Raw genomic sequence first — 25938 nt, 5'->3', positions numbered from 1 at the left:
ATCTAGCTAAGAGAACTAAAGCTAGAGGTTATGCCCAACTCCATAAATATTACCCCTACAATTGGTGATGTTATTCAATTAATTGCAATGCAACGTTGGTGTTCTTCGGAAGTGGTTGGAACTAGACGCTTATTTATTGATTGTTCTGGACTGCTTTGTAGAGATTAGAAGTAAAGAATGCAGAAAGAGGATGTGTATTTATGGAATCGGAATCTAATATAATCAGATATTGAATGCTAATAAATCATACAAGAAAAGCCGAGCATGACGCTCGGCTTTGACTTGTTTCCCGATTTTTTACATTAAAAACTGAGTCAATAACGCTACAGATTAAATCTGTGCGAATGCGCCTTCCCAAGTGTAAACCACACCGTCGAACTTAACACTATGCGCTGCGTTCTGCTTGTCCCCATCTAGGTTGCAGATGGCGAAGTGGTAAGTGTTGCCCGTTGTTGTTTGCAGGCGAATGACTGTACCGACTTCGTTGTTGCCAACTACAGTTACTGACTCAACTAAGCCACGAGCGCCAACCGATGCTTCGATAGACTCGTTGAAGTAACCGTGTGTCTCTAGTACTGAAGCAAATACGTGGTTTTGACCTGATTGACGCAAGAGCAGTGCTGGCTCGCTCTTCAAGTTAAAGTCAGGATCATTTGCGCCAGTGCGAGCAAAGAATACTTCACCACCATTTGTTGCACTCGTAACTAGCGAGTAGTAACTGCTGTCGTGTAGCCAGCTTACCAACGAGCTGCCTTCAACTTGGCCTGAGCTTACATTCCATAGGTGTTGGTAACCGTTGTCTTCACCAAGAGGACGCAGTGTGCTTTCAACTTTGTAGTCGAAGTCAGTACGGATGATTTGACCAGAGTAGTGCACTGGCAAGTCATATTGGTGTTCTTGGTCTGCTTCGATGCGGTACACATCAATCACAAGCGGTTTTTCGAACTCCGGCAATTCAACAAGAATGATGCTGCGCTGCATGTCTACGCCGTCATAGTAGCCAGAAATACGACCACTCATGCCTTGCAGCTTTTCATCGTCCGCTTTGAAGAAGTGCTTAGAACCGTATCTTGATTCCGCTAGAGCCGTGTCGAAGTTGTTTTGTGTCTTTTGGTCAACGGTTACTGTGTTGTGCGCGACAGTCTGTTTACAGTAAGACTTGTTCTCTGGGATGTAACGACCGCCAAACTTCGGCTCAACATTTACCCAGCGACCGAAGCCGTAATCGTGAAGAACTTCATGACCGCGGTTAAACACACTTAGGTGCAAACCGTCGTAGTGACCGTGGTCTAGCGCTGAGTGGTATTGGTGATCAGAGCCGTGTTGACCAAACCAGATAAGCGCCATCGTATCGTCATCTTGCTCGTCTCGGTGACGAAGAATGCTTACGCCGCCTTTTTCACCTTCTGGGCCATCAGTTACAAATAGGCTACCCCAGTTGAAGGGTTTAATGTCGTCTGCTTCTGCAACCGCGTCTGATAACGTTTTACCAGAGATATGAACCCAAACGTCTTGCTGGTGGTCTGCCATGCCAAGTAGCGTTTCAGACTGCTCGTAACGGTGGAAACATACTGACGTTGCCATGATTACGCCTTCATCGTTAATCGAAATCGTCTTAGACGAATCATTCAGTGCTGGCAAAGTACCATCTGGGAACGCGGTCTTAAATACTGCGTAAGACGTGGTCTTGATTACCGAGTCGTTGAACTCGTAAATACCAAGCTCAGGCTGACGACGTTCAATCGCTTCTGCGAACAGGTAGATTGGACGCAACGAGAAACGGTGGTAGTAAGGACCTTCCATGTAGTAGCCATCTGGCGAGAACAGTTGGTCTAGCTGAGCTAGGAAGCCGCCGCTGACTTTATCCAGCTTCAAGCCGTAAAGCGCTTTGTCTACCGCTTCTTGATCGTTAATTGCGTAACCACAGATACCTACTGCTGCTACTGCCCACAGACCGTGGTTGTGTACGATGTCGAAGTCGTGACCGTAAGTGACTACGAACAGCTCAATCATTTGTTTGAACAGGTCGTTTTCAATCAGTGTTTTTTGCTCTTCTTCCAACGTGTGGTAAACGCAGCTGTACGCGCAAGATGCGTAAAGCATCCACATATTCTCATTCAGAGTTTGGTGGAAGATCTTGCCAGGAGGATTCGAGTCACGGCTAGTGTTGCTTTCAAGCGTTGGGTAAACCTTCGCGTAAGCCGTTAGCATGTCCACGATGTAGTCACGGTATTTCTGTTCGCCCGTGATAAGGAATAGGCGACCCGCTAAATCAATGTGAATGTAGTTCTGCTTATGACGGTTGTGTTCGTAACCACCGCCTTCGCCATGGCCTGGTACTTCAATACCCACCTCTGCCATGTAGTTGTCGGTTTGTTTAATATCACGTGCAAGTGCGTGACCTAGTAGGCTATCCGTGCCAAGTGACTTTTTAAGCTCTGCTGCTTCGTCAAAGTTCAGTAATAGTGGTTGATAGCTCATTCTTATTTCTCCTGCTCGAATTCAGTCACTTCTAGTGAGTAGAAGCCATTCCAGCTGTAGGTTTTACCGTTTAATTCTACTTGGTGTGGGGTTTGGTCGTTAGCACCGAGTACATTGCTGATCATCACAGTAACCAGTGATTTTTCAGTAGTGATTTCTACGATGCTGCCAACGGCGTTGTAACCCACGACGCGGATATCTTTCACCTGACCACGTGCATTCACCGATTGCTCAAACTCTTCGTTGAAGTAGCCGTGTGTTTCTAGCACAGAAGCAAATAACGTCGATTCGCCCTTACTGCGTAGAATGAATGCTGGTTCGCTACGTAGGTTAAAGCTTGGGTCATTGGCGCCAGTGCGAGTGAAGATCACTTCATTGTCACCGTTTTGTTTCGCGCTGCTGCTTGTGCCTAACCAAGTGTAGTAGGTATTGTTTTGTAGCCAGCTAACCAGTGCAGTATCTTTTGCTTGGCCGCTTGCGACTTTCCAAAGGTGTTGGTAACCGAAATCTTCACCAAGGGTGCTCAGCTCACCAAAGCTTTGGTAGTCGAAGTTGGTACGTACGATCTGACCATCGTATTGATGAGAGTAGTCGTACTGATGTTCACCTTCACTTTTAATGCGGTAAAGGTCTAGTAGTAGCGGTGCTTCCAGTTCATCTAGGTTAAGCATGAACACACTGCGCTGCATGTCTGTATTTGGGTAATGATCGTTGGCGAATGCGCTCATGCCGTTGATCTCTTTACCTTCTACTTTGAAGAAGTGAGGTAGTCCATGTACGGAGTCTGCACGTTCTACATCGAAACCATTCTGACATTGCTCATCAATCGTTACCGCGTTATGCGCAATAGTTTGACGTGCGTATGATTTGTTTTCATCAAGGTAACGACCGCCGAATTTTGGCTCAACGTTTACCCAGCGACAGAAGCCGTATTCACGCAGCACTTCTTGACCACGATTGAAGAAGGTAATGCCAAGCGTATCGAAGTTACCATGCCCCATGCCGTGTTGGCCGTAGTTCATCACAAGCTGCGACACGTCACCGGTTTTATCCTGCATTCGGATAAAGCCTTGTGCTCCGTTGTCACCAGTTGGACCTTCGTTTAGCTCTACACTTGGCCAGAAAGGCATACCAATTTCGCGGTCAGTAATAGCTTCATCATAAGCTTGAGAAAGTTCTAAACCACAAGGGTGCATCCAAACCGCGTTTTGAATATTCGCCATGCCTAGGATGTTGTCATCAAGTCCGTAGTGTTTGCTGTATACGCTTACGGCAACTTGAACGCCCATATCAGTAATACTCATTGTGCGAGAAGCATCGTTGAGGGCAGGGAATTCACCATTCGGGTAAGCCGTTGCCAGCATTGCTTGTACCGTGTTGCCAATCACTTTGTCTTTGTAGTTGTAGATGTCGACTTCAGGCATGTGACGGTGTACTACTTCAGCAAATACGCAAGTTGGACGAATCGCATAACGGTGGTAGTACGGGCCTTCCATGTAGTAGCCAGACGGTGCAAACAGCTGTGAGATTTGCGCTAAGAAGCCGCCGGTATCGTCGCGGTCTTGACCGTAAATTGACATCTCTAGATATTCAGGTTTGCCAATCGCAAGACCACAAATACCAACAGCCGCCACAGCCCAGATACCGTGGTTGTGAATACGGTCGAAGTCGTGCGCGTATTTTACTGTGAACATGTCTAGCATCGGTTCGAAAATACGCTCAACGACAGCTGTGCGCTCTTCTTCTGTCATCACTGATGCCACGCAAGAGTAGGCAAGACTAGTAAACATTAACCAACAGTGTTCATTAAGGATCTGGTGGAAAAGACGACCTGTTGGGTTAGTGTTTTTCTGTACGTGGAAATCAAAAGTTAGGTACTTCTCTGCGTAAATAGCGAGAAGGTCTTTAACGAACTGCGCGTACTTTTCCTCTTGAGTGATCAAGAATAATCGACCCGCTAAGTTCATGTAGGTATAGTTTTGTTTGTGGCGGTTGTGCTCGTAGCCACCCGCTTCGCCGTGACCTGGTACGTCTAGAGGTAGACGCATGAAGGCTTCAAGTTCCTTGCGATTCGCTTCAATGGATTTGCCCATTAAGCTCGGCTTTCCTACTTCCTTTCTTAGTAGTTCGACTTCTGCTTCAGTCAACAAAATCGGTTGTGTAGTCATTTCTTTACCACCCTCAGATGAAGTGTGTTGTTTTCTTAAACTCTCAATAAAGTAATACAATATGAGGTTTGTTGGTAGTGTTTGTCGGCAAAAGAGAGATTAAGGTCACGTGAGATTACTTAAGTTGTTGAATTTGAAGTATTGTATTGGCTTGTTTGTATTGCTGTTGTTTTGTCAGAGCTCTATTCTAACCAGTCTACATTTGATTGAAATCACATAATCCTAGATATATTGTATTACAAATTAAATTTGTGAGTTATGCTGAATAGCAATTTGATGGCGAACTGAATTTAATTGGCTCGCTTTATTAGAAATCTTTAGGAGTATTATGATGAATTCTTTCTTTGTATTAGATGAGAACCCATGGGAAGACCTAGGTGGTGGCATCAAGCGTAAGATTGTTGCTTACACTGATGATCTCATGGCGGTCCACCTATGTTTCGATAAAGGTGCAATTGGCGCTCCTCATACTCACGAAATCCATGATCAGATTGGCTATGTTGTTCGCGGTAGCTTCGAAGCTGAAATCGAAGGTGAGAAGAAAGTATTAAAAGAGGGCGATGCTTATTTCGCTCGCAAACATATGATGCACGGTGCGGTTGCTTTGGAACAAGACAGCATTCTTTTAGATATTTTCAACCCTGCTCGTGAAGACTTCTTGAAGTAACGTATAGCGCAACCTCAGTTGCTAAGGTGACAATATGAAATCATTAAATATCGCGATCATTGGCGAGTGTATGGTTGAGCTACAAAAGAAGGAAGGTCAGCTTCAACAATCATTTGGTGGTGACACGCTAAATACCGCACTTTACTTATCACGCCTAACTAAATCACATGACATCAAGACGAGTTATGTAACGGCGCTTGGCTTCGATCCTTTCAGCCAAGAGATGCTAACGACTTGGCAGGAAGAGGGGATTGATACGGAGCTCGTGATGACGGTGTCGGGTCGTCAACCAGGTATCTACGCTATCGAAACCGACGACACGGGTGAGCGTAGTTTCTATTATTGGCGTAATGAATCTGCGGCTAAGTTCATGTTTGAACAGCCACAATCTCAAACTGTGTTGGACAAGCTGTATGGATACGATGCCGTCTATTTGAGCGGTATTACGCTGGCGATTGTGACCCCTGCTGGCCGCGAAAAATTGCTTGAGTTTCTTCACCAGTACAAAGCTCAAGGTGGTAAGGTATTCTTTGATAACAATTACCGCCCACAGTTATGGGCAGACAAGCAGCAAGCTGTTGAGTGTTACCTTAAAATGCTGGCATTAACAGATACGGCGCTGCTTACGTTTGAAGATGACCAAGAACTCTATGGCGACCTTGATGTCGAGAAGTGTATCGAGAGAACAGCCAACGCTGGTGTGCAAGAGATCATCATTAAACGTGGCGCAAAAGATTGTCTAGTTGTAGTCGGTGAGAGCGCAAACTTTGTAGCTCCTGACCCTGTTGATAAGGTGATTGACACTACTGCTGCAGGTGATTCATTTAGCGCAGGTTTCTTAGCCAAGCGCATCACGGGCGGCAGTGCTCAAGACGCAGCGTACACCGGCCATTGTGTTGCAGGCGCCGTTATTCAACACAAAGGGGCCATCATCCCACGTGATGCAATGCCTGATTTATTAATCTAATTCTAAACGGTCTTCAAAAGAGGCCCTTATTAAAGCGAGTAAGTATTCATGACTACATTAAATGAACAGCTAGCAAACCTGAAAGTCGTTCCTGTTATTGCGATCAATAAAGTGGAAGATGCGGTGCCGCTTGGCCGTACTTTAGTTGAAAACGGTATGCCTTGTGCTGAAATTACTTTCCGTACCGAGTGTGCAGCGGAAGCGATCGCAGCGATGCGTGCTGAGTTCCCTGAAATGCTGATTGGTGCGGGTACGGTTTTGACGAACGAGCAAGTTGATCAAGCGATCGAAGCAGGTGTGGATTTCATCGTTAGCCCAGGTTTTAACCCTCGTACGGTTCAATATTGTTTAGATAAAGGTGTTGCGATTGTACCTGGCGTGAACAACCCAAGCCTTGTTGAACAAGCGATGGAAATGGGTCTACGCACATTGAAGTTTTTCCCTGCAGAGCCTTCAGGCGGCGTAGGTATGCTTAAAGCTCTTACGGCGGTTTACCCAGTGAAATTTATGCCTACAGGTGGTGTAAGCCTAGGCAATGTTGATGACTATCTATCTATCCCGTCAGTATTGGCGTGTGGTGGTACTTGGATGGTTCCAACCAAGCTGATTGATGAAGGTAAATGGGATGCGCTAGGTACTTTGGTTCGTGATGCGGTTGCACACGTAGCGTAGGTACTGCACTTCCCCGATTAAACTAGCGATTAATTTGAAGCGAGCCGCGTGGCTCGCTTTTTTTGTCGTCGAACAAAGCGTAGTCCTCGAAACTATTCCATACTTTTATAAGTTCTTAAAACTATATTTGTATTACAATTATTTCTCGAGATATTAAGGTTTAGCGGGTGTTTAGCCAATAAATAGCTGTTTTTAAGGCTTTTGGGGCGATTTGGATCACTAAAATAGTTATGTTTTAGATCACAATAAAAGCATATTGTAGTACAAATAGAATCTAACTGGAGTAATCTAGGAGTCAGTTAATGATGATACTTAAAAGGCTGAAAAAATGACTATTGATACTCTTGTTGTTCTTGCCTACTTCTTCTTTTTAATCGCAATTGGTTGGATGTTCAGAAAGTTCACCACATCGACCAGTGATTACTTCCGAGGGGGCGGCAAGATGTTGTGGTGGATGGTAGGTGCTACCGCCTTCATGACGCAATTTTCAGCATGGACGTTTACAGGTGCCGCAGGACGCGCGTTCAACGACGGTTTTGTTGTTGTAATCCTATTCTTAGCCAACGCATTTGGCTACTTTATGAACTACCTCTACTTCGCTCCAAAATTCCGCCAACTACGTGTTGTGACCGCGATTGAAGCGATTCGCCAACGTTTTGGTAAAACGTCAGAGCAGTTCTTCACTTGGGCAGGTATGCCAGACAGCTTGATCTCTGCAGGTATTTGGCTAAACGGTTTGGCTATCTTTGTTGCAGCGGTATTCAATATCCCAATGGAAGCGACCATCGTGGTGACGGGCCTAGTTCTGATGCTGATGGCGGTTACAGGCGGTTCTTGGGCGGTTGTCGCGTCTGACTTTATGCAGATGCTCGTTATTATGGCAGTAACCATTACCTGTGCGGTCGCGGCTTACTTCCACGGTGGTGGTATCGGCAACATCGTGTCGAACTTCCACGGCGACTTCATGCTGGGTAACAACCTGAACTACGTCAGTATCTTTATTCTTTGGGTCGTGTTCATCTTTGTTAAGCAGTTCGGTGTAATGAACAACAGCATCAACGCTTACCGCTACCTATGTGCAAAAGACAGTGAAAACGCGCGTAAAGCGGCAGGCCTAGCTTGTGTACTAATGATTGTTGGTCCTATTATTTGGTTTCTTCCTCCTTGGTACGTAGCGGCGTTTATGCCTGACTTCGCAGAGCAATATGGCTCAGTGGGTGGTGATGCAGCTTACCTAGCGTTCGTACAAAACGTTATGCCTGCAGGTATGGTTGGTCTACTGATGTCAGCGATGTTTGCGGCGACCATGTCTTCGATGGACTCAGGTCTAAATCGTAATGCAGGTATCTTCGTGATGAACTTCTACAGCCCGATTGTACGCCCTCGAGCGTCTCAAAAAGAGCTGGTTATCATCAGTAAGCTAACGACTATCATGATGGGTCTAATCATCATCGGTATCGGTCTATTTATTAACTCTTTGCGTCACTTAAGTCTGTTCGACATCGTACTGAACGTGGGTGCACTGATTGGCTTCCCAATGCTGATTCCGGTACTGCTAGGTATGTGGATTCGTAAAACGCCAGATTGGGCAGGTTGGGCAACATTGATAGTGGGTGGCTTTGTTTCTTACATCTTCGGTATCTCATTACAAGCAGAAGACGTAGAACGCATCTTCGGTCTAGAACAAGCGCTGACAGGCCGTGAGTGGGCTGACCTTAAAGTTGGCTTGAGCTTAGCAGCACACGTTGTCTTCACTGGTGGCTTCTTCTTACTAACAACTCGCTTCTACAAAGGCCTAACGCCAGAACGTGAGAAAGAAGTAGACCAGCTGTTCAAGAACTGGAACACACCAATCGTGGCAGACAGCGAAGAGCAGCAGAACCTAGATACTAAACAGCGTGGCATGCTTGGCAAACTTATCAGCGTAGCGGGCTTTGGTATCTTGGCAATGGCTCTGATTCCAAACGAGCCAACAGGGCGACTACTGTTCCTACTGTGTGGTTCTATGGTTCTAACGGTTGGGGTACTGCTAGTGAATGCGGCAAATAACCCAAAGCAACAACTGGCTAGTCAGGAGTAACCTGCGCTCGTCATTCAACTTAAAGCCAGTCACGGAGACTGACTGGCTTTCCATCTAATGTTTTGATTATGGGCTTGGGTAAGATTGCACTATATGTATGACTTAATAGCCAAGCCAAAGAGAAAGTTTCAAAAACATTTTTAAAAAGAGATGACCATAAACAAAGGAATGAGCGACGTTTTTGATCACAAAAAGGCGCTCTATTGTCTATCTCGACCTATTTTATGATTGATCTAATGGCTATATAACAATACTATTTCAGTTATATAATCATACAATAATGCATTTGGAGACAAAGATGACTAAACCTACTATCGGCTTTATCGGTCTGGGCCTAATGGGCGGCAACATGGTTGAGAACCTACAAAAACGTGGTTACCAACTAAACGTGATGGATCTAAACAAAGATGCAGTAGCGGTATGTGTTGAACGCGGCGCGACAGCAGTAAGCACAGGTAAAGAGCTCGCAGAGAAAAGCGATATCGTGATGCTATGTCTGACTACATCTGCAGTTGTTGAGAAAGTGGTTTACGGTGACGAAGGTATTCTAGCGGGTATGTCTGAAGGCAAAACGCTGATCGACTTCGGCACTTCAATCCCAGCTTCGACTAAGAAGATTGGTGAAGACCTCGCTCAGAAAGGCGCAGGTATGATTGATGCTCCACTTGGCCGCACCCCAGCACACGCTAAAGATGGTCTATTGAACATCATGGCAGCAGGTGACATCGACACGTTCAACAAAGTGAAGCCAGTTCTAGAAGATCAGGGTGAAAACGTGTTCCACCTAGGCGCACTTGGCGCAGGCCACACAACTAAGCTTGTAAACAACTTTATGGGTATGACAACAGTGGCTGCAATGTCTCAAGCATTTGCTGTTGCTAAACTAGCAGGCGTAGATGGCCAGCAACTGTTCGACATTATGTCTGCAGGCCCATCTAACTCACCGTTCATGCAGTTCTGTAAGTTCTACGCGGTAGACGGCGAAGAGAAGCTAGGTTTCTCAATTGCTAACGCAAACAAAGATCTTGGCTACTTCCTAGAGATGGTTTCTGACCTAGGTACACAGTCTCTAATCGCAGAAGGCACTTCTAAGAGCCTACAAGCTGCGGTAGATTCGGGTCTTGCAAACAACGACGTACCAGTAATTTTTGATTACTTCCTAAAACTTGAAGCTGAAGCGAAATAACGCCAGCTTCAAATAAGCGAAGCGATTAACAAGAATACGAAGAGAGCAAGTGGTGTAAGCCGCTTGCTCTTTTTCTATATAAGTAAAAAATAAAACTAGTATCGATATGTTCTAGATATATATGGATATCAATCCTCTACTCACAAGGCGGTGCCATATGAATAACGGCCAGTCCACCAAGAGAGGTTTCGCGATACTTCCGGTTCATATCTTTACCTGTTTGATACATGGTCGCGATGACCTTGTCTAACGAGATAAGGCATTTGCTTGTACGTTTGAGCGCCATGCGTGAGGCGTTAATCGCTTTCATCGCCCCCATAGCATTACGCTCAATACACGGCACTTGAACTAACCCACCAATCGGGTCACAGGTCATTCCTAATGAGTGCTCCATTGCGATTTCAGCTGCGATACAGATTTGTTCGTTGCTGCCACCACGCAGTGCTGTTAGGCCAGCAGCAGCCATAGATGAAGAAACCCCAACTTCGCCTTGGCAGCCAACCTCAGCACCTGAAATAGAGGCGTTGGTTTTATATAAGATGCCAATCGCGCCTGCGACCGCAATAAAATCTTTTAATTGCTTGGTGTCGAGCTCTCGGATAAAGCGGTGGTAATACATGAGTACCGCTGGAATCACACCGGCAGCACCGTTGGTTGGAGAAGTCACTACTTGTCCTCCTGCCGCATTTTCTTCACTCACAGCGAAGGCAAACAAGTTGATCCAATCCATAATTTCCATGGGATCGTTTTCAATCGCCGCATTGGCTTCTAATTTCTTAAGCAGGTTAGGAGCACGCCTTGTGACTTCAAGTCCGCCTTCTAATACGCCCTCAGTTTCAAAGCCACGCTGCATGCATAGTGACATAACCTTCCAAATTTGTTCTGCTTTACGAGTGATCTCTTCGTCACTAAAGAAGCGTTGCTCGTTTTGTAAGATCATTCCACCGAGGCTAAGGCCGTTTTTCTCTGCAAACTCTAGCATTTCGTCAGCACTGGTAAACGGAAATGGTACGTCGACACTGTTTGCGTTGCCACCTTCTTCGAGCTCTTTTGCTGTGGCAATAAAGCCGCCACCAATTGAGTAATAAGTCTCAAAGCCAATTTGAGTACCAAACGAATCGTAAGCTGTAATTGTCATGCCATTTTCGTGAAGAGGTAAGTTCTCTGAGTGGAACAGGATATCGCTTTCATAGCTAAATTCGATGGTATGGGCACCTGCTAGGCATAAGTAGCCATCGTCAATAGTATTCGCCAATGCTTGTTTTGCACTGCCCATTTTGATGGTATCTGGCTTATTCCCAAGTAAGCCAAGAATCACTGCACGATCAGTATGGTGCCCTTTACCAGTTAGCGATAGCGACCCATAAAGGTCGACCTGAACACGGTTTACTTTACTGATTGATGCAGCGAGTAGACGAGTAAAATGGTAACCTGCAATCATAGGCCCGTTGGTATGAGAGCTAGATGGCCCCACACCGACTTTGAAAATGTCGAATATTGACAGCATAAACATACTTCCTATTGAGTGGCCCGTCATGCAGGCTCTTATATTTACAATTATGGCACCTAACTGGAAAGGGTTAGGATCTATGCCTGTATAACAAAATATTAACCTTTGATAACGTAACGGCAAAGAGAATACTTGTACAGTACCTGACTAATTCAGTAGGAATAATTGAGACATGGATAAATAATGAACGTTTCGAATGTGGTTCTGATCTTAGGTAAACGCTTATATAAAGACCAATTAACACGAGAAGGGCAGACGAGAGTTGAGGCGCTTGTCGAGAGTTTATGCCGTTTTGATACGTCAAATACAGCTTTTGTCTTTTGTGGCGGAGTGACAGAGGGACAAAATCAGTCAGAAGCACAAGCTATGTTTGATTACTTTTGTCACCTTTTACCAGAAGGTACATCACTCCCACGTCATATATTGTTAGAAGACCAATCGGTCAATACTATTGAGAATATCCAGAATGCGGCTGATAAGTTAGTCGCGAGTCAGCTGTGCAACCCGAATCAGGTGGTATCAGTATGTTTTGTGTCGAACGACTACCATCTGAAGCGAATTTTTGAAATCCAGCAATTATTGGATGAGCAAGGTCTGCTAGGGACTCTAACCGAGCGGTGTTTAAATAGCTGTCTTGAACTATCTATTCCTATGTCTATTTCAGAACATATCGTTGCTCTTTACCCTCACCGTAATGTACTAGGCCAGGCATTTTTGTTGATTGATGAGTTGACGACTTATCGAGTTTACCTTGAAGGGGTAAAAAGTGGCGTATTTGAAAGGGAGCTTCAGAAGGTAAGGGCAGTGCCGTTAAAAATAGCGCAAGAGGCGATAGCTGCTTTGAAAGGGCTAGGTTTGAATTCAGATTATCTAGATGCAATAGACCAGATCGAAAGGGCGGTGCAAAACACCACCCCCTCAGCAAGTTTAAGCGAACTGATTGACGATTTAAATGTACTTAATGTGAGCTTAACTTGGTTAAATCGGAACCTTGATCCAGAGCGTCAGAGCGTTTAACCAACAAACATGTCTTTACTGCTGCGAAAGCAATAATACTGTATGCCATCAGTTCGGTTGCCTCTTCCGAGAGATTTTTTACATCTCGGATGTAGTGGTCACCCATGACGGAATGCCAAAAAGACCCCATGCCATAAAGGCGTGTAAACACCAGTAAGAGTACCGCGCTAGTAATAAGCACTGGCATGTAACGAGTGTTAAGAAGCAGTGCCATTTGATCAATCGTCTTTTTCCCACCGCTAAAAGCGAAATAGCAAGCTGCAAACGTAATCGTTAAAGCAGGCACGACCCAAGCGCCATGTGCAATCATATCGAACCAAACGTCCATTTCACGGATGAACATCACCATGAAAAATCCACTAACTAAGGCTGCCGCATAAGTGACAGAGCTTTTGGTTCTTACTAGGTGGAAAAAGCTTAAAGAGGTAACGGCAAGCATCATTAACTGAGCTAACTCTGTCGCCGAGGTTTCACCAAGCCCATGGTGTAATAAAGTAAAGTCTACACGTAGACAAACATTCACCAAGATACTTAGAGCGGCAATGACCAGTGCATTGAGCGCCACTTTTTGAAATGTTGTTTTGGCAAAATCTGAAATGATTAAATCTGCGGATTCGGACTGATCTGACGAGGATGCTTGATACTTCATTTGAGATACCTGCTAAACATGGGAATGTGATTTGGGTCTCATTGTAGTTTTACAAGTCAGAGCTATGTCAGAGCAATGTAAAGAAGTGAACAGTGTTCGATTGTGTTAAATAAAAAGAGAGAGCTTAGCTCTCTCCTCAATATTCCTTCGCTAAATGGATTCGTTTGATGAATCAGTACTAGCTTTTCGACTCTTCTTTTTGACTGTTACGGTAGTATTCCCACTGTTCAACTCGTTCGTCATCAGACAATACACAGTAAGTTACGCGCATCTCGCTTTCGTTGACTGTTTCTAGCTCACCACCTTGCTGAACACAGTAAACTGCCGCAGGGTTTGCCATAGACGTGTACTCTTTTACTTCGTATTCATCAGGCTCACTAGAACAACCCGCTAATACAGCAGCACTGATCACAGTCATCACGATACATGCTCTTTTCATAAAATTTCCTTAGTTGAATCAATCGGTAGCATATCGATTATAGAGGCTTTAAGGAAAAAATCTGTCTTGAGTTTGTCAAAAAGTCGCCGCTGTCTAAAATTATAAAGAGTTATTCCACATTGTAATGGAACAACGCTTGAAACCTTTTCATCAGTTATAATAAGGTATCTTATACTTTAAATATCTCAATCTAAGCATAGGAAGTGCCTGATGTCGGAACAAAAATATCGACTTGTAACTCGTAGTGATTTTGATGGCTTAGTCTGCGCAGTATTGCTCAAACAGCTCAACCTCATTGACGATATTAAGTTTGTTCACCCTAAAGATATGCAAGATGGAATCATTGACATTACTTCCAATGATATTGTGACTAACTTACCTTATGTGCAAGATGCGCATTTGGTATTTGACCATCACCTTTCAGAAACGATCCGCAATCAAGGTGAAAGACAAAACCACATTATTGACCCTGATGCTCCTTCTGCAGCGCGTGTTGTTTGGGAATACTATGGCGGTGAAGACACGTTCCCTAAAGAGTGGTTAGATATGATGGAAGCGGTTGATAAGGGAGATTCTGCCCAATTTAACCGAGATGAAGTCTTAGACTCTACAGGTTGGAATTTACTTAACTTCTTAATGGATGCTCGCACAGGTCTTGGACGCTTCCGAGAGTTTCGTATCTCGAACTATAACTTGATGATGGATCTAATCGAGTATTGCAAAAACCATTCTATTGAAGAGATCCTTGCACTACCAGATGTAGAAGAGCGTATTGAGCTGTACCGCGAGCATGAAAATTTATTCAAAGAGCAAATTCAGCGTTGTGCAACCGTCCACAACAATCTGGTTTTTTTAGATCTCACTGATGAAGAAGTGATCTATGCGGGTAACCGATTTGTGATTTATGCGCTTTACCCGAATTGTAATATCTCTATCCACAAGATGTGGGGATTCCAGAAGCAAAATACAGTTTTCGCTACCGGTAAGTCGATCTTCGACCGCAGTTCAAAAACTAACGTGGGTGAACTAATGCTGAAGTATGGCGGTGGTGGCCATAAAGCGGCAGGGACTTGTCAGATTGAAAATGATAAGGCAGCGCAAGTTCAGCAAGAGCTTATTGCAGCGATTACCGCTGACGGTTAATTTCTCCGTATCTGTATAAAAATAAAAGCCCCTATGAGCAATCGTAGGGGCTTTTTACTTGAGTATGTATCGGTTGAAGCTAAAGAGGCATGACTCGGTTACGTCCAAGGTCTTTGGCTTCATACAGTAATTTGTCTGCACGTTCGATAAGAGACTCAGAAGATTCGCCAGGTTGTAACTCAGCGACTCCTAACGAGATAGTGATATTGCCGACTTGTTCAGAAGTTCGTTTGTCTTTGATAGACAGCTTTTCAATTGCACGTCTCAAGCTTTCAGCAAACTGACGTGCAATTCGCAGAGATTTATTTGGAACAATTAGTGCGAATTCTTCGCCACCAAAACGATAAGCATGGATACCATCACGGCAACTTAGCTGTATGCGGCGCGCAATGGCTTTGATGACGGTATCACCAAATAAGTGTCCATACGTGTCATTGAAAGATTTGAAGTGATCGATATCCGCTAGAATAAGGCACATTTTTTGTTCAGAGCGACAAAGGGTATTTATGTCACCATCGAATGCGCGACGATTATATAGACTCGTAAGCGAGTCGAACAATGCATCTTGCTGAACTTCAGCCAACTGATTTTTTAGCTGGTTAATTTCTTTAGTAGCACTTTCTAGTTGGTTATTCAGGAAGCGTGTCGAATGCCTAATTTCACGTGACTCGACAACGAGCTGGCGAATGACTTTCATCACTTCTTCTAGAGACATCGATTCATCGTCTACGCGCTCTAGACTGTTGAAGCTCTTATCAATCATTTGAGAGAACTGAGAAGTATCCGATAGTGTATCGGACATCGAGTTTGCTACTTCATTAACGAGGATCTCGACATTTGCACGCAAATCGTTCATGTCAGTTTCAGCTCGGCTAGCAATATGGTTGTTATAGAGTTGCTCGCCTACAGCCGGAGGGCAGATTCCATAATTTTCAATGACACCATCAAGCTCTCGATTCAGTTGTGGGATAACGTTATCGACGTATGTGTACCAAAGAGCGTAGTTTGCAGGAGTCGCAGCTACGTGATTCTTCATCATGAGAGGTACAGCTTTTTTTAGATTAGCTGTCGATTTTTTAAAGTCGTCGTCTGTCATTTCTTATTAACAATTCTTGTTTAGACATCCTATACAGTAAGATTAGCGGATCTCACTTATAGATGCATGATCTTATATCAATTTGTATTCATCAATTGATAGAGTCTATGAACAATACCATAAGTTAATTTTAGGTACTGTATGCAAAATGTTCAGTTAGATTAATTCTAATACTCAAATACTTATGATTTATTAAAGCGTAGGTTCTAATTGGTTCGCACCTCTTAGCATGGCTTTAATTAGATCCCCTGCGTTGAATTTTTCTAACGCTTCGTGTGCTCCAACCTGTTTTGCCCGATCGAGGCAAATCTCACTCGATAATGAGGTATGCAGTATGATGTAACTGTTACTGAGTTCCCTTTCATTTTGGGTTTCGAAAGCCAGCTCATAACCATCTAAACCAGGCATTTCAATATCACTAACCAACAAATCTATTGGGTTACCTTTCTGAGCATCGTGGCGCATCAGTTGTAAGGCGTCGATACCGTTATTGCAGATTTGATAAGGAATATTAATGCTGTCTAATGCATCCGAAAGCTGTTTGCGGGCGATTGATGAGTCGTCGACCAACAAAATACTCAGAGCTTTTAATCGTTCACGTTCAATATCGGTCAACATTGGGATGTTTGTTGATTCATACTGAGGGTATATTTTTGAAAGCAATAGCTCGACATCAAGCATTTGTACGATTTTATCTTCAAAGCGAGTAATGCCAGTAACAAACACGTTATGACCAACGGTTTCAGGTGCTGGCTCAATAGATTTCCAATCACATTCGATTATCTTTTCAATTGAACGGACCATAAACGCAACAACAGTTCGCAAGCAGTCTGTCACGATAAGGTAGCAAGATTGGTATTCTTCTGGTTGGATAGGTCGAAAGCCAATCGCTGCGGGCATATTGATGACTGGGATAGTTTTACCACGCAATGATACTGTGCCAACGACATGATGATGAGAGTAAGGGATTTGAGTGGTTACCTGAAAAGGAACAATTTCCCTGACCTTTAGCGTGCCTATGGCAAAGAGCTGTTTACTTTGAGTTAAGGTAAACATCAACATGCCTTGGGATTGATTTGCTTTGCTAACCGGTTTCGCCATAAAGGTTTTCTCTCAATTGTCTTAGTTCAATGGTAGCGGAATTGATTTGATGTTCAATGGATGTTGATCAATTTCGAGAGGTTCTTTTCTCGCCGTGAGTAGATTTTTACTCGGATGGGAAATTGCTTGGATGAAGATCTCATTATAATCCGGTACAATCCGCGCCAACACAGTCATATTTTACGAGGCACCAGCATGGCTAACACAGCAGCCGCTCTTCATATTTTGGTCAAACACAAAGAGCAAGCAGAAGACATCATCAAGCAGCTAAAGAAAGGCGCAAAGTTTCAGACCTTAGCGAAGAAATACTCGACTTGCCCTTCAGGAAAAAAGGGTGGAGATCTTGGTGAGTTCCGTCGTGGTCAAATGGTTCCTCAATTCGATAAAGTTTGCTTTTCAGGCGAGACACTCGTCCCTCACCTAGTAAAAACGAAATTCGGTTGGCACGTCGTTAAGGTTTTATACCGTACTTAAGTTAATCGCTCAGTTAAAAACGCCTTCGATATTGTCGAAGGCGTTTTTGTATCATAGATATTAATTCTGGCTAGAAAAGTAAGCGGCGATATCCTTGAGATCATCGTCGTTCAATCGTGATAGTTGTGCTTTCATCATTTCGGCAAGTGGGCCTTGTCGGTTCCCGTTTTGATAGTCTTTCATTGACTGATATAGATACTGAGGGTTCTGCCCTTTGATGTTTGGGTAAGATGGATTGCTTGCCGTGCCATCTACACCATGACAAAAAATACAGCTAGGAGCTTTTACTTTACCAAGCTCTGCATCACCAAACGAGGTATCTGCGAGAGTGACAGAAGGGATGATTGAGAGTAGAAGTAGCACACGTATCATCTAGTTTAAACCTAATTGATAATCCTTGATGCACTTAGAATAAAGCTTCCCCTTAGGGGAAGCTCAATAGGTGAGATCAATGTTCCGTTAGTTAAAGGTAGCTACTTAACTTCTCAGTAAATGTCACGATATCTTGTTCAGTAATGTCTTTGTGAGTGACGAAACGGATAGGGTTTCCTGGAGAAATCGTAATACCTTCGCTTGCCAGCTTGGTTGCAATATCAACAATATCAATCGAGTCATCAAGCTTAGCAAATACGATGTTGGTTTGAACAAAATCGGTATTCACTTTAAAGCCAGGAAGCTGCGACAAACGTTCTGCTAGTAGTTTAGCGTTAGCGTGGTCTACTTTTAGCTGCGAAACTTGTTCCGTCAGTGCTAGCTTACCAGCAGCGGCTAAAATACCTGCTTGACGCATACCGCCGCCCACCATTTTTCGTAGACGTCTTGCTCTAGCGATAAATTCTTTATTACCCAGTAATAGTGATCCGATTGGTGCCGCTAAACCCTTTGAAAGACAGATAGTCATTGAATCAAAATGTTGTGCGATTTCTTTCACGTCAACATCAAGAGCTGCCGCTGCGTTGTACACACGAGCCCCGTCTAGATGCAGCAACAGACCATTCTCATCTACAAACTCTCGAGCCTGTGCGAGGTAGCTTAAAGGCAGCACTTTACCGTTAATAGTGTTTTCAAGGCTCAACAGTTTTGTGCGTGCGAAATGGCTATCGTCAGGTTTAATAGCAGCTTTCAATTTATCAAAATCAAGTGAACCGTCTGGATTGTTCTCGATAGGCTGAGGTTGAATAGAGCCTAACACGGCCGCACCGCCTGCCTCATATTTGTAGTTATGTGCTTGTTGACCACATAGATACTCATCGCCACGATCACAGTGGGCCATCAGGCCAAGCAAATTGGCTTGCGTTCCTGAAGTAGTGAATAGTGCAGCCTCAAAACCGTGGCGCTCAGCAGCCCATTGTTCTAATTCGTTTACCGTAGGGTCATCACCGTAGACATCATCACCAACGGGTGCTTCTGCCATTGCCTTACGCATCGCTTCTGTCGGTTTTGTTACCGTATCAGAACGAAAATCCATAATCTTAATCTCCTAAATATATCCGCACAGCTTTGCTTTACTTAAACATGCGATGGTTTTCGCATCTGTGATTTCACCACTGATTATTTTGTGTTCCAGTTGTTCAACTGAAAGCGAAATCACTTCAATGATTTCGTCGTCGTCACAATCATAACGACGGGTCAAATTGAGGTCTTTCGCTACAAATAAATGCTGCAACTCATCGCAAAAACCTGCGAGTGGTGTTACTTGTCCTAGAGATATCATGGTTTCAGCGCTGTAACCAGTTTCTTCTTCTAACTCTCTATGAGCACACTCTTTGGCAGGCTCCCCATGCTCTAATGTTCCTGCTGGCAATTCCAATAACCATTTCTTAAGTGAAGGTCGAAATTGATTGATAACAATGATGTGTCCATTTTCATCAATTGGAAGGATCACTGCTGCACCCGGGTGAGAAATTGTTGTATGAGAAATATTTTTACCATTTGGCAGAGAAACATCTTCCTCAATAAGAGAGATACGTTTCCAAGTATGGAGGGTTTTTACTTTCGTTTTCATTGTTATTAAACATGCCCTAGCAATAGACAGCCATTACATTACAGACAATGCCGTTGCAGTTAAAGCATCTCAGTAACATGTGAGTAACTTTACGCCGTACGATGAGTGACCTGAATCCCAAAACTGCAAACATTGTTTTCAATGCGTTACGTAAATAGGGGTTCTGATATAAATGCTTGTCAGAATTGAAATTGCACTTGTAACAAAGTAATAACAATTGTATAAACTTATTCATACGCAGACGTATTTAAACAGCTTAGGAGAACGCAATAAATGATCAATCAGAGTCGAGTTTCTCACTCACAAAAAGCGTTACTCTCTGAGAGAATCAACAAACTCGCTCAAGCTTTGGCTGACGGCGTGTATGAGCGTGAAGAAACGATTAAACTCTGCCTACTAGCGGCTCTCGCTGGTGAAAGTGTTTTCTTATTAGGGCCTCCTGGTATCGCTAAAAGTTTAATTGCTAAGCGCCTAATCCAAGCTTTCGATAACTCCTCTTACTTTGAATACCTCATGACTCGCTTCTCAACCCCTGAAGAGGTATTCGGTCCGCTTAGTATCCAAGAATTAAAAGATAATGGTCGTTATGTTCGCTTAACTGACGGTTATCTACCTACTGCTCAGGTTGTTTTCCTTGATGAAATTTGGAAAGCCGGCCCTGCTATTTTGAATACACTACTGACTGTTGTGAACGAAAAAACGTTCAAGAATGGTAACGAGATTGAACGTGTGCCGATGCGTCTATTGGTTTCAGCATCGAATGAACTACCTGATGAAGACAGTGGCTTAGAAGCACTATACGACCGTATGTTAGTACGCGTGTTTGTTAACCGAATTCAAGACAAGCAAAACTTTAAATCAATGCTTACAGTGGGCACACCACAAGAAGCAACGATTCCTGAAGGTTTAGCAATTACTGATCAAGAGTATCACCAATGGCAATCAGAACTTGAGCAACTAGAGCTGGGGAATGATGTGTTTGAAAAACTCTACGAGCTAAAAACATTGCTTGAATCTGCCGCGACAGCTGAGAGTGGGTTAGACGCAGCCGATACGGATATGTACGTGTCCGATCGCCGTTGGAAAAAAGCGGTTAAGTTACTTAAAGCGAGTGCTTATTTTAATGGTCGAGATGCCATTAACCCGCTTGATATTTTGCTGTTACAAGACTGTTTGTGGAATAGCCCAGAGTCACGTGACATTGTTCGTAAAGTGATCAGAGATTTTGCTCTGAATCATGCCTTTGATCAGCAAGATGTTGAGCAACAAATTACCTTATGCCGTGAAGAGTTAACCGACATTCAAGAAGAGCTTGAAGCTGAGTTCGGCACTATGCTGTCAATGGAGTCGACGACAGGACTTATCAAGAAACAAGTGCATAGCTACGATATGTCGGATGCGAAGAGCTACAAAGTAGGTTCTGCCTTCGACCTCGTCAAATTGGTGCTGTTACAGAGCAACATGTCAGTGACTGAGTCGGAAAAAGGTGATAGCCGCTGGGTTTATGTTCCTAAGAATGAACTAGAACGCGTGATCAAAGAGGGTCATGGAGATGTTTACGGTTATGTAAACACCAACACGACTCTAGTTCGCTTACGTTTTGATATGGATGCGGCAAATAACCTTGTTATCAAAGATATTGCCAACCGAGCGGTCCTTGTTTCTATTGTGACAAACAAAGGCCTAGATGAAGGTCTTTATCAAGAATGGCTCACTAAGTCTCAACAAGCGATGGCGCAACTAGAACACGCTGAGCATCATTTGTTACGAGTGCGTTCTAACTTTCATGGTGCTTTGCCTCATGGGTTTGTCGACCAAGAATTGCCGCGAGCAATGGAGTCGAGCTTACAGAACTTACAACAAGTTCTTGAATCAACGAAAGCGGAATGTGAACGCATTGTTTTCCGTTTTAAAACCTTAGATCAATTCTTTGCATAGGAGAACTGGATGCTAGGTGCTGACGGACTAAATCTTGTTTTAATGATTGCTGATTCAGGAATGATCGATTCAGCAGTCAATGATCTTATGGCGCGCTCTCAAATGATGGCAGTGGCTGAAAACCGAGGCGTAAAATCATCGGTGAAAAACCATTTGCTCAAATGGCGTGGTAGTGTCAAAAAGCGCATCACTAAAGTATGTGAAACGGATCGTTTTAAGCAAGAGCTAGCACTGTACCAAGAAGTTATCCATTGGAATGAAGCCGAGTTCTTTGACAAAATTCCAGAAGTAATCAAACAGCTCGAATGGCACTCTGCGTTCTATCTCCAGGCTCGCCGTTTGATGGAAAAGAACAAAGGGCTCAACAACCCAATGTTCCCACATTACTTCTGTGATCAGTGGTATCAAAGCCTTTCAGATGCTATTCGCCAAGCACAACTTTCCGAATTAGAAGCCAACAAAGAGAAAGTACTTAAGGATCTCTACCAACGCATGGAAACCATGAAAAACATGGATAAAGTGACGGAAAGTGGTGATGAAGGTAGTGTTGGCCGCTTGTGGGATATGGCATCAGCCCGCTTAAGCAAGACAGACTTAACCGTCATGAAGCGTCATGCAGAGTTCTTATCGAAGAATAAAGGCTTGCAAGAGATCGCTGAAAAACTTGGCCGTATGGCAAGTCAGGTAAATGATCCTGACCTGAATAAAGCCCCACTTGAAGAACCGCAAGTTGTAGAGGAAAAATCCGATCAGGCCACCGATGATATTGTTGGTATTCATGAAGGTGACGACTTAAACAAGTTGTTGCCGAATGAAACCATGTTTTTGGCATACCCCGAGCTTGAGGTCGTGTTCTATAAGCATTTGGTGGATAAACGCCTCATGAATTACAAGATGCAAGGTAAGTCTCGTACCTTACGTAAAGTGAGTGCTCAGCGTCCTGATAATGCACAAGCGGATGTCGAAAAAGGACCATTTATTGTCTGTGTCGATGCGTCAGGCTCCATGAGTGGTTTCCCTGAACAATGTGCGAAAGCAATGGCCTATGCGCTGATGCAGATAGCATTGGCAGAAGATCGCGACTGTTACGTGATTCTATTCTCTACTGAGCAGATTACTTACGAGTTAACTAAACAAGATGGTCTACGTGAAGCTAGTGACTTCCTAACCTATAGTTTCCATGGTGGTACAGACCTTGAGCCTGTACTGATGAAGTCTATTGATCTTATGAGCGGTGACAAATACCGCAACGCTGACATGGTGGTAATTTCTGACTTTATCGCACCTAAACAGTCTGATGAGATGTTGGAAAAAGTAGAGCAACTAAAGAAAACTAAAAACCGATTTCATGCTATCAGTTTGTCTAAATATGGGAATCCAGAATTGATGTCGATGTTCGACCACAGTTGGGCTTACCATCCAAACCTAGTCGGTCGCTTAATGAAAAAATGGTAGTTGTTTGGCGCGATGAACCAAAAGCAATCAGGGAGCTAAATTTAGCTCCTTTTTTATTAAGCAATGTTGCACCGAATGACTCTACTTTGCACTTAATCAGTGCAAGTGAGGAAGTTGCAAAATAGTAACTGTATGATTAATAAGACTATTGTTCATTGGCACTCAAATTGCTCTGAGTAAATTGCACGCTCTAGTGCAGTATACATATAACAACGTCATAGGCAGCGAAGCCTCTCCCACTGGGAGAGGCTTTGTCGTTTTAAGGAGCACTAATGACAAAGGATTGTACTAAAACAGCGTGTCCATATTGTGGAGTCGGTTGTGGAGTTGAGGTCAATCAACTAGGTATTGTTGGTGATAAACAACATCCAGCTAACCAGGGAGCGTTATGCGTCAAAGGAACAGCTTTGGCACAAAGCCTCGAAATGCCATCGCGACTTCTATATCCCAAAATGCAGGGTGAAGAAATAAGCTGGGATAAAGCGACAGATATTATTGCCAACGCCTACTTTGACGCTATCGAAGCGGAGGGAGCAAATTCTACTGCCATGTATGTTTCTGGTCAGTTGCTCACGGAAGATTACTATCTGGCCAACAAATTTATGAAAGGGGTTGTGGGTAGTGCCAATATAGATACAAACTCCCGCCTTTGTATGTCCTCTGCGGTTGTTGCCCATAATCGTGCTTTTGGCGAAGACATTGTGCCAGTGAGTTACGCTGACGTTGATGAGGCCGACCTTATTGTTATTTGTGGCGCTAATACTGCTTGGACACACCCAGTACTGTTTCGACGAATTCAACAAGCGAAACAGCGTAATCCAAGGTTGAGGTTAGTCGTTATCGACCCTCGTGAGACCGTTACCGCGCAACAAGCAGATTTACACTTAGCGATTCCCAATGATGGTGATATCGCTCTCTATAATGGTTTACTTCGTTACTGTATCGATAGTGGTATGTTCGACCAAGAGTATATTGCAAATCACACAAAAGACTTCGACCAGCTAGCGCAAGGTGTACAAGCTCAACGTTACTCTATTCCCGCTTTAGGTGAAGTCCTGCAGCTTCCCCAAGAACAGCTTAGGCAGTTTTATCAATGGTTCGCGACAACGAAGAAAACCGTCACTTTGTTCTGCCAAGGGGTTAACCAATCCAAAAGTGGGGCAGATAAAGGCAATAGCATCATCAACGCACACCTTGCAACCGGGAAGCTTGGCTACGTAGGTGCAGGGCCTTTCTCTATTACAGGCCAACCGAATGCAATGGGAGGGCGTGAAGTAGGAGGGCTAGCCAATCAACTGGCGATTCACAGGGGCTTTGATGAGGAATCCATCGAGCTTGTCACCAAGTTTTGGCAAACACCACGCATTGCTACTGAGCCCGGCTTAAAAGCAGTAGAGATGTTTGAAGCGGTCGAGCGCGGAGACATAAAGGTCATTTGGATTATGGCCACTAACCCGGTGGTGTCTATGCCAGACAGTCAGTTTATACGACGTGCATTAGAGAAATGTCCCTTGGTCATTGTATCGGATATTACCGGTGACTCTGACATAGCTCAGTACGCCGACCTGCTTTTACCTGCCGCTGGTTGGGGTGAAAAACAAGGTATGGTGACAAATTCAGAGAGAATGCTGACTCGTCAACGACAGTTTATGGAGCCGAAAGGGGAAGCAAAACCTGATTGGCGAGCGATTAAAGAAGTGGGAGAGAAGCTTTGTAGACTACTCGGTGTGGTAAATGGATTCAGTTTTGACACTGAAGCAGCCGTGTTTAGAGAGTATGCGGCTATGACAGGCCTTAATCGCAACTCGACCTTGCTATTTGATTTGTCAGAGTATGCCGAAATTAGCGATGAGGAATACCAAAAGTGGCGACCCAAGCAGTGGGGAGGCTCATCTCCGTTTGCTAATGGAAAGTTTAGCTTTGCCGATCACAAAGCAAGATTTATTGTACCAAGCGATTCTACCATTATTCATAACACGTCTTTGTGGCTAAACACGGGACGCCAACGTGACCAGTGGCACACCATGACTCGCACTGGCCATATCGCTCATCTTGCAGCCTCCGAGGTTGAACCTACAGTTTATCTTCATTCGGACACTGCTATGTTTCACGGCATTGATAGCGGTGAGTTAATTGAAGTTCGCAATGTTGAAACGAAATACGGTGTAGTTGCAAAAGCGGTTAAGGATGATTCATTAACCAAGCAGCAGCTATTTATGTCTATGCATTGGGCTGGAAAGTTCGGAGGCGATAGTCTGGTTAACGATGCTTTAAGCCGCGATGCAGATCCTTATTCTGGCCAACCAGCATTTAAGTCGCAAGAGGTCGATCTATTCCCTGTTCGCGCTAAAGCATACGGCTTGTATATCGGCAATCAGTTCTGTTCTCGAAACTTTATCTATCAGTCGTATCAAAGTGCTGAGCGTGCTGAAGTGTGGCGTTTTGCCGACAAACTTCCGATTACAAAGGCGGATATTAGCCAATTTGGAGATTTAAAATCGCAACGCAAAGTTGTACTTGATATTGAGTCTGGCTGGTTATGTGTAGGTTACGGGCAGCAAGGGGCGCAAACTGTTTTACGTTCATTGCTTGTTGTTTCTGAATTACCGGTCACCGTGAACATAGACCAATTGAGCGATCTAATCGGAAAACCGTTGAACTTCTCGTCGTTATTGGCCATGGCAGCGGATTATGACGCTAGCCAAATAGTATGCAGTTGTTTTCGAGTCACTGACAAACAAATAACCCAAGCGCTAGAAAGTGGTGAGTGTCACTCTGTACCACAGCTTACCAAATCGCTGAAATGCGGGAGTAATTGTGGTTCGTGTTTACCACAGGTGGAACGACTAGTGGACGCACATTTTCAAACAATAGCTGTTGCCAAGTAGGA

21 protein-coding genes are annotated in these 25938 nt (G+C 44.1%); 11 read left to right on the top strand and 10 right to left on the bottom strand.

Annotated elements, in window-relative coordinates; translation table 11 throughout:
* Nucleotides 1-330 precede the first annotated feature (330 nt).
* Nucleotides 331-2481 (bottom strand): heparinase II/III family protein, encoded by a 2151-nt coding sequence (locus tag AAFX28_RS01955; RefSeq protein ID WP_408685144.1) that lies wholly within the window; start codon nucleotides 2479-2481, stop codon nucleotides 331-333.
* 2 nt (nucleotides 2482-2483) lie between these two features.
* A complete protein-coding gene (locus AAFX28_RS01950; protein ID WP_408685142.1) occupies nucleotides 2484-4649 on the bottom strand; it encodes a heparinase II/III family protein in 2166 nt (721 codons plus the stop codon).
* A gap of 331 nt (nucleotides 4650-4980) precedes the next feature.
* Here AAFX28_RS01950 and AAFX28_RS01945 point away from each other — a divergent pair, with 331 nt between their 5' ends.
* From AAFX28_RS01945 to AAFX28_RS01925, 5 genes are all read left to right on the top strand, one after another.
* Nucleotides 4981-5316 (top strand): cupin domain-containing protein, encoded by a 336-nt coding sequence (locus AAFX28_RS01945; protein WP_408686797.1) that lies wholly within the window; start codon nucleotides 4981-4983, stop codon nucleotides 5314-5316.
* A 34-nt stretch (nucleotides 5317-5350) separates the two neighbouring features.
* The gene (locus AAFX28_RS01940; RefSeq protein WP_408685140.1) at nucleotides 5351-6283 is read left to right on the top strand and encodes a sugar kinase; all 933 of its coding nucleotides are present in this window, start codon (nucleotides 5351-5353) and stop codon (nucleotides 6281-6283) included.
* Nucleotides 6284-6331: 48 nt separating this feature from the next.
* On the top strand, nucleotides 6332-6955 hold the full coding sequence (locus AAFX28_RS01935) for a bifunctional 4-hydroxy-2-oxoglutarate aldolase/2-dehydro-3-deoxy-phosphogluconate aldolase (protein WP_408685139.1): 624 nt from the start codon (nucleotides 6332-6334) through the stop codon (nucleotides 6953-6955).
* A 328-nt stretch (nucleotides 6956-7283) separates the two neighbouring features.
* A complete protein-coding gene (locus AAFX28_RS01930; protein WP_408685137.1) occupies nucleotides 7284-9035 on the top strand; it encodes a sodium:solute symporter family protein in 1752 nt (583 codons plus the stop codon).
* 298 nt (nucleotides 9036-9333) lie between these two features.
* A complete protein-coding gene (locus AAFX28_RS01925) occupies nucleotides 9334-10221 on the top strand; it encodes an NAD(P)-dependent oxidoreductase (protein WP_408685135.1) in 888 nt (295 codons plus the stop codon).
* 136 nt (nucleotides 10222-10357) lie between these two features.
* Here the strand turns inward: AAFX28_RS01925 and AAFX28_RS01920 are convergent, their stop codons facing one another.
* The gene (locus AAFX28_RS01920; protein WP_408685133.1) at nucleotides 10358-11728 is read right to left on the bottom strand and encodes an L-serine ammonia-lyase; all 1371 of its coding nucleotides are present in this window, start codon (nucleotides 11726-11728) and stop codon (nucleotides 10358-10360) included.
* 186 nt (nucleotides 11729-11914) lie between these two features.
* Between AAFX28_RS01920 and AAFX28_RS01915 the strand changes: the two genes are divergently transcribed.
* A complete protein-coding gene (locus tag AAFX28_RS01915; RefSeq protein ID WP_408685131.1) occupies nucleotides 11915-12748 on the top strand; it encodes a YdcF family protein in 834 nt (277 codons plus the stop codon).
* Here the strand turns inward: AAFX28_RS01915 and AAFX28_RS01910 are convergent.
* Nucleotides 12690-13397, bottom strand: coding sequence for a hypothetical protein (locus AAFX28_RS01910; RefSeq protein ID WP_408685129.1), 708 nt, complete (start codon nucleotides 13395-13397; stop codon nucleotides 12690-12692). The two genes, AAFX28_RS01915 and AAFX28_RS01910, sit on opposite strands and share 59 nt — an antisense overlap.
* A gap of 178 nt (nucleotides 13398-13575) precedes the next feature.
* Nucleotides 13576-13836, bottom strand: a complete 261-nt coding sequence (locus AAFX28_RS01905) for a DUF333 domain-containing protein (RefSeq protein ID WP_408685128.1) — start codon at nucleotides 13834-13836, stop codon at nucleotides 13576-13578.
* Between the two features lie 210 nt (nucleotides 13837-14046).
* Between AAFX28_RS01905 and AAFX28_RS01900 the strand changes: the two genes are divergently transcribed.
* Entirely contained in the window at nucleotides 14047-14979 is a 933-nt protein-coding gene (locus AAFX28_RS01900) for an exopolyphosphatase (protein ID WP_408685127.1), read from the top strand.
* 79 nt (nucleotides 14980-15058) lie between these two features.
* Here AAFX28_RS01900 and AAFX28_RS01895 read toward each other — a convergent pair whose 3' ends face one another.
* Together AAFX28_RS01895 and AAFX28_RS01890 are read right to left on the bottom strand one after the other, a co-directional pair.
* Complete coding sequence (locus AAFX28_RS01895) at nucleotides 15059-16075, bottom strand: GGDEF domain-containing protein (protein WP_408685125.1); 1017 nt, start codon at nucleotides 16073-16075, stop codon at nucleotides 15059-15061.
* 192 nt (nucleotides 16076-16267) lie between these two features.
* Complete coding sequence (locus tag AAFX28_RS01890; RefSeq protein ID WP_408685123.1) at nucleotides 16268-17176, bottom strand: chemotaxis protein; 909 nt, start codon at nucleotides 17174-17176, stop codon at nucleotides 16268-16270.
* 114 nt (nucleotides 17177-17290) lie between these two features.
* Here AAFX28_RS01890 and ppiC point away from each other — a divergent pair, with 114 nt between their 5' ends.
* A complete protein-coding gene (gene ppiC, locus AAFX28_RS01885; protein ID WP_408685121.1) occupies nucleotides 17291-17650 on the top strand; it encodes a peptidylprolyl isomerase PpiC in 360 nt (119 codons plus the stop codon).
* Between the two features lie 60 nt (nucleotides 17651-17710).
* Here ppiC and AAFX28_RS01880 read toward each other — a convergent pair whose 3' ends face one another.
* From AAFX28_RS01880 to AAFX28_RS01870, 3 genes are all read right to left on the bottom strand, one after another.
* Nucleotides 17711-18022, bottom strand: a complete 312-nt coding sequence (locus AAFX28_RS01880; RefSeq protein ID WP_408685119.1) for a c-type cytochrome — start codon at nucleotides 18020-18022, stop codon at nucleotides 17711-17713.
* Nucleotides 18023-18113: 91 nt separating this feature from the next.
* Nucleotides 18114-19118 carry a low-specificity L-threonine aldolase gene (gene ltaE, locus AAFX28_RS01875; protein WP_408685118.1) on the bottom strand — a complete coding sequence of 335 codons (1005 nt, stop codon included), beginning with the start codon at nucleotides 19116-19118 and terminating at the stop codon, nucleotides 18114-18116.
* A 12-nt stretch (nucleotides 19119-19130) separates the two neighbouring features.
* A complete protein-coding gene (locus tag AAFX28_RS01870) occupies nucleotides 19131-19655 on the bottom strand; it encodes an NUDIX hydrolase (RefSeq protein WP_408685116.1) in 525 nt (174 codons plus the stop codon).
* Between the two features lie 273 nt (nucleotides 19656-19928).
* Here AAFX28_RS01870 and AAFX28_RS01865 point away from each other — a divergent pair, with 273 nt between their 5' ends.
* The 3 genes from AAFX28_RS01865 (at nucleotide 19929) to AAFX28_RS01855 (ending at nucleotide 25936) form a co-directional block, all read left to right on the top strand.
* Nucleotides 19929-21593 (top strand): ATPase RavA domain-containing protein, encoded by a 1665-nt coding sequence (locus AAFX28_RS01865; RefSeq protein WP_408685114.1) that lies wholly within the window; start codon nucleotides 19929-19931, stop codon nucleotides 21591-21593.
* A gap of 9 nt (nucleotides 21594-21602) precedes the next feature.
* Nucleotides 21603-23048 (top strand): ATPase RavA stimulator ViaA, encoded by a 1446-nt coding sequence (viaA, locus tag AAFX28_RS01860; protein ID WP_408685112.1) that lies wholly within the window; start codon nucleotides 21603-21605, stop codon nucleotides 23046-23048.
* Nucleotides 23049-23320: 272 nt separating this feature from the next.
* The gene (locus AAFX28_RS01855; protein ID WP_408685111.1) at nucleotides 23321-25936 is read left to right on the top strand and encodes a molybdopterin-dependent oxidoreductase; all 2616 of its coding nucleotides are present in this window, start codon (nucleotides 23321-23323) and stop codon (nucleotides 25934-25936) included.
* Nucleotides 25937-25938 lie beyond the last annotated feature (2 nt).

Source organism: Vibrio sp. TBV020, assembly GCF_046056895.1.
Lineage (GTDB): Bacteria > Pseudomonadota > Gammaproteobacteria > Enterobacterales > Vibrionaceae > Vibrio.
This window is presented reverse-complemented; position numbering and strand designations above follow the sequence as displayed.

Excerpts from the sequence above, each read along its gene's own strand:
- AAFX28_RS01955 (WP_408685144.1), bottom strand. The coding sequence starts at position 2,481 with ATGAGCTATCAACCACTATTACTGAACTTTGACGAAGCAGCAGAGCTT.
- AAFX28_RS01950 (WP_408685142.1), bottom strand. The coding sequence starts at position 4,649 with ATGACTACACAACCGATTTTGTTGACTGAAGCAGAAGTCGAACTACTA.
- AAFX28_RS01945 (WP_408686797.1), top strand. The coding sequence starts at position 4,981 with ATGAATTCTTTCTTTGTATTAGATGAGAACCCATGGGAAGACCTAGGT.
- AAFX28_RS01940 (WP_408685140.1), top strand. The coding sequence starts at position 5,351 with ATGAAATCATTAAATATCGCGATCATTGGCGAGTGTATGGTTGAGCTA.
- AAFX28_RS01935 (WP_408685139.1), top strand. The coding sequence starts at position 6,332 with ATGACTACATTAAATGAACAGCTAGCAAACCTGAAAGTCGTTCCTGTT.
- AAFX28_RS01930 (WP_408685137.1), top strand. The coding sequence starts at position 7,284 with ATGACTATTGATACTCTTGTTGTTCTTGCCTACTTCTTCTTTTTAATC.
- AAFX28_RS01925 (WP_408685135.1), top strand. The coding sequence starts at position 9,334 with ATGACTAAACCTACTATCGGCTTTATCGGTCTGGGCCTAATGGGCGGC.
- AAFX28_RS01920 (WP_408685133.1), bottom strand. The coding sequence starts at position 11,728 with ATGCTGTCAATATTCGACATTTTCAAAGTCGGTGTGGGGCCATCTAGC.
- AAFX28_RS01915 (WP_408685131.1), top strand. The coding sequence starts at position 11,915 with ATGAACGTTTCGAATGTGGTTCTGATCTTAGGTAAACGCTTATATAAA.
- AAFX28_RS01910 (WP_408685129.1), bottom strand. The coding sequence starts at position 13,397 with ATGAAGTATCAAGCATCCTCGTCAGATCAGTCCGAATCCGCAGATTTA.
- AAFX28_RS01905 (WP_408685128.1), bottom strand. The coding sequence starts at position 13,836 with ATGAAAAGAGCATGTATCGTGATGACTGTGATCAGTGCTGCTGTATTA.
- AAFX28_RS01900 (WP_408685127.1), top strand. The coding sequence starts at position 14,047 with ATGTCGGAACAAAAATATCGACTTGTAACTCGTAGTGATTTTGATGGC.
- AAFX28_RS01895 (WP_408685125.1), bottom strand. The coding sequence starts at position 16,075 with ATGACAGACGACGACTTTAAAAAATCGACAGCTAATCTAAAAAAAGCT.
- AAFX28_RS01890 (WP_408685123.1), bottom strand. The coding sequence starts at position 17,176 with ATGGCGAAACCGGTTAGCAAAGCAAATCAATCCCAAGGCATGTTGATG.
- ppiC (WP_408685121.1), top strand. The coding sequence starts at position 17,291 with ATGGGAAATTGCTTGGATGAAGATCTCATTATAATCCGGTACAATCCG.
- AAFX28_RS01880 (WP_408685119.1), bottom strand. The coding sequence starts at position 18,022 with ATGATACGTGTGCTACTTCTACTCTCAATCATCCCTTCTGTCACTCTC.
- ltaE (WP_408685118.1), bottom strand. The coding sequence starts at position 19,118 with ATGGATTTTCGTTCTGATACGGTAACAAAACCGACAGAAGCGATGCGT.
- AAFX28_RS01870 (WP_408685116.1), bottom strand. The coding sequence starts at position 19,655 with ATGAAAACGAAAGTAAAAACCCTCCATACTTGGAAACGTATCTCTCTT.
- AAFX28_RS01865 (WP_408685114.1), top strand. The coding sequence starts at position 19,929 with ATGATCAATCAGAGTCGAGTTTCTCACTCACAAAAAGCGTTACTCTCT.
- viaA (WP_408685112.1), top strand. The coding sequence starts at position 21,603 with ATGCTAGGTGCTGACGGACTAAATCTTGTTTTAATGATTGCTGATTCA.
- AAFX28_RS01855 (WP_408685111.1), top strand. The coding sequence starts at position 23,321 with ATGACAAAGGATTGTACTAAAACAGCGTGTCCATATTGTGGAGTCGGT.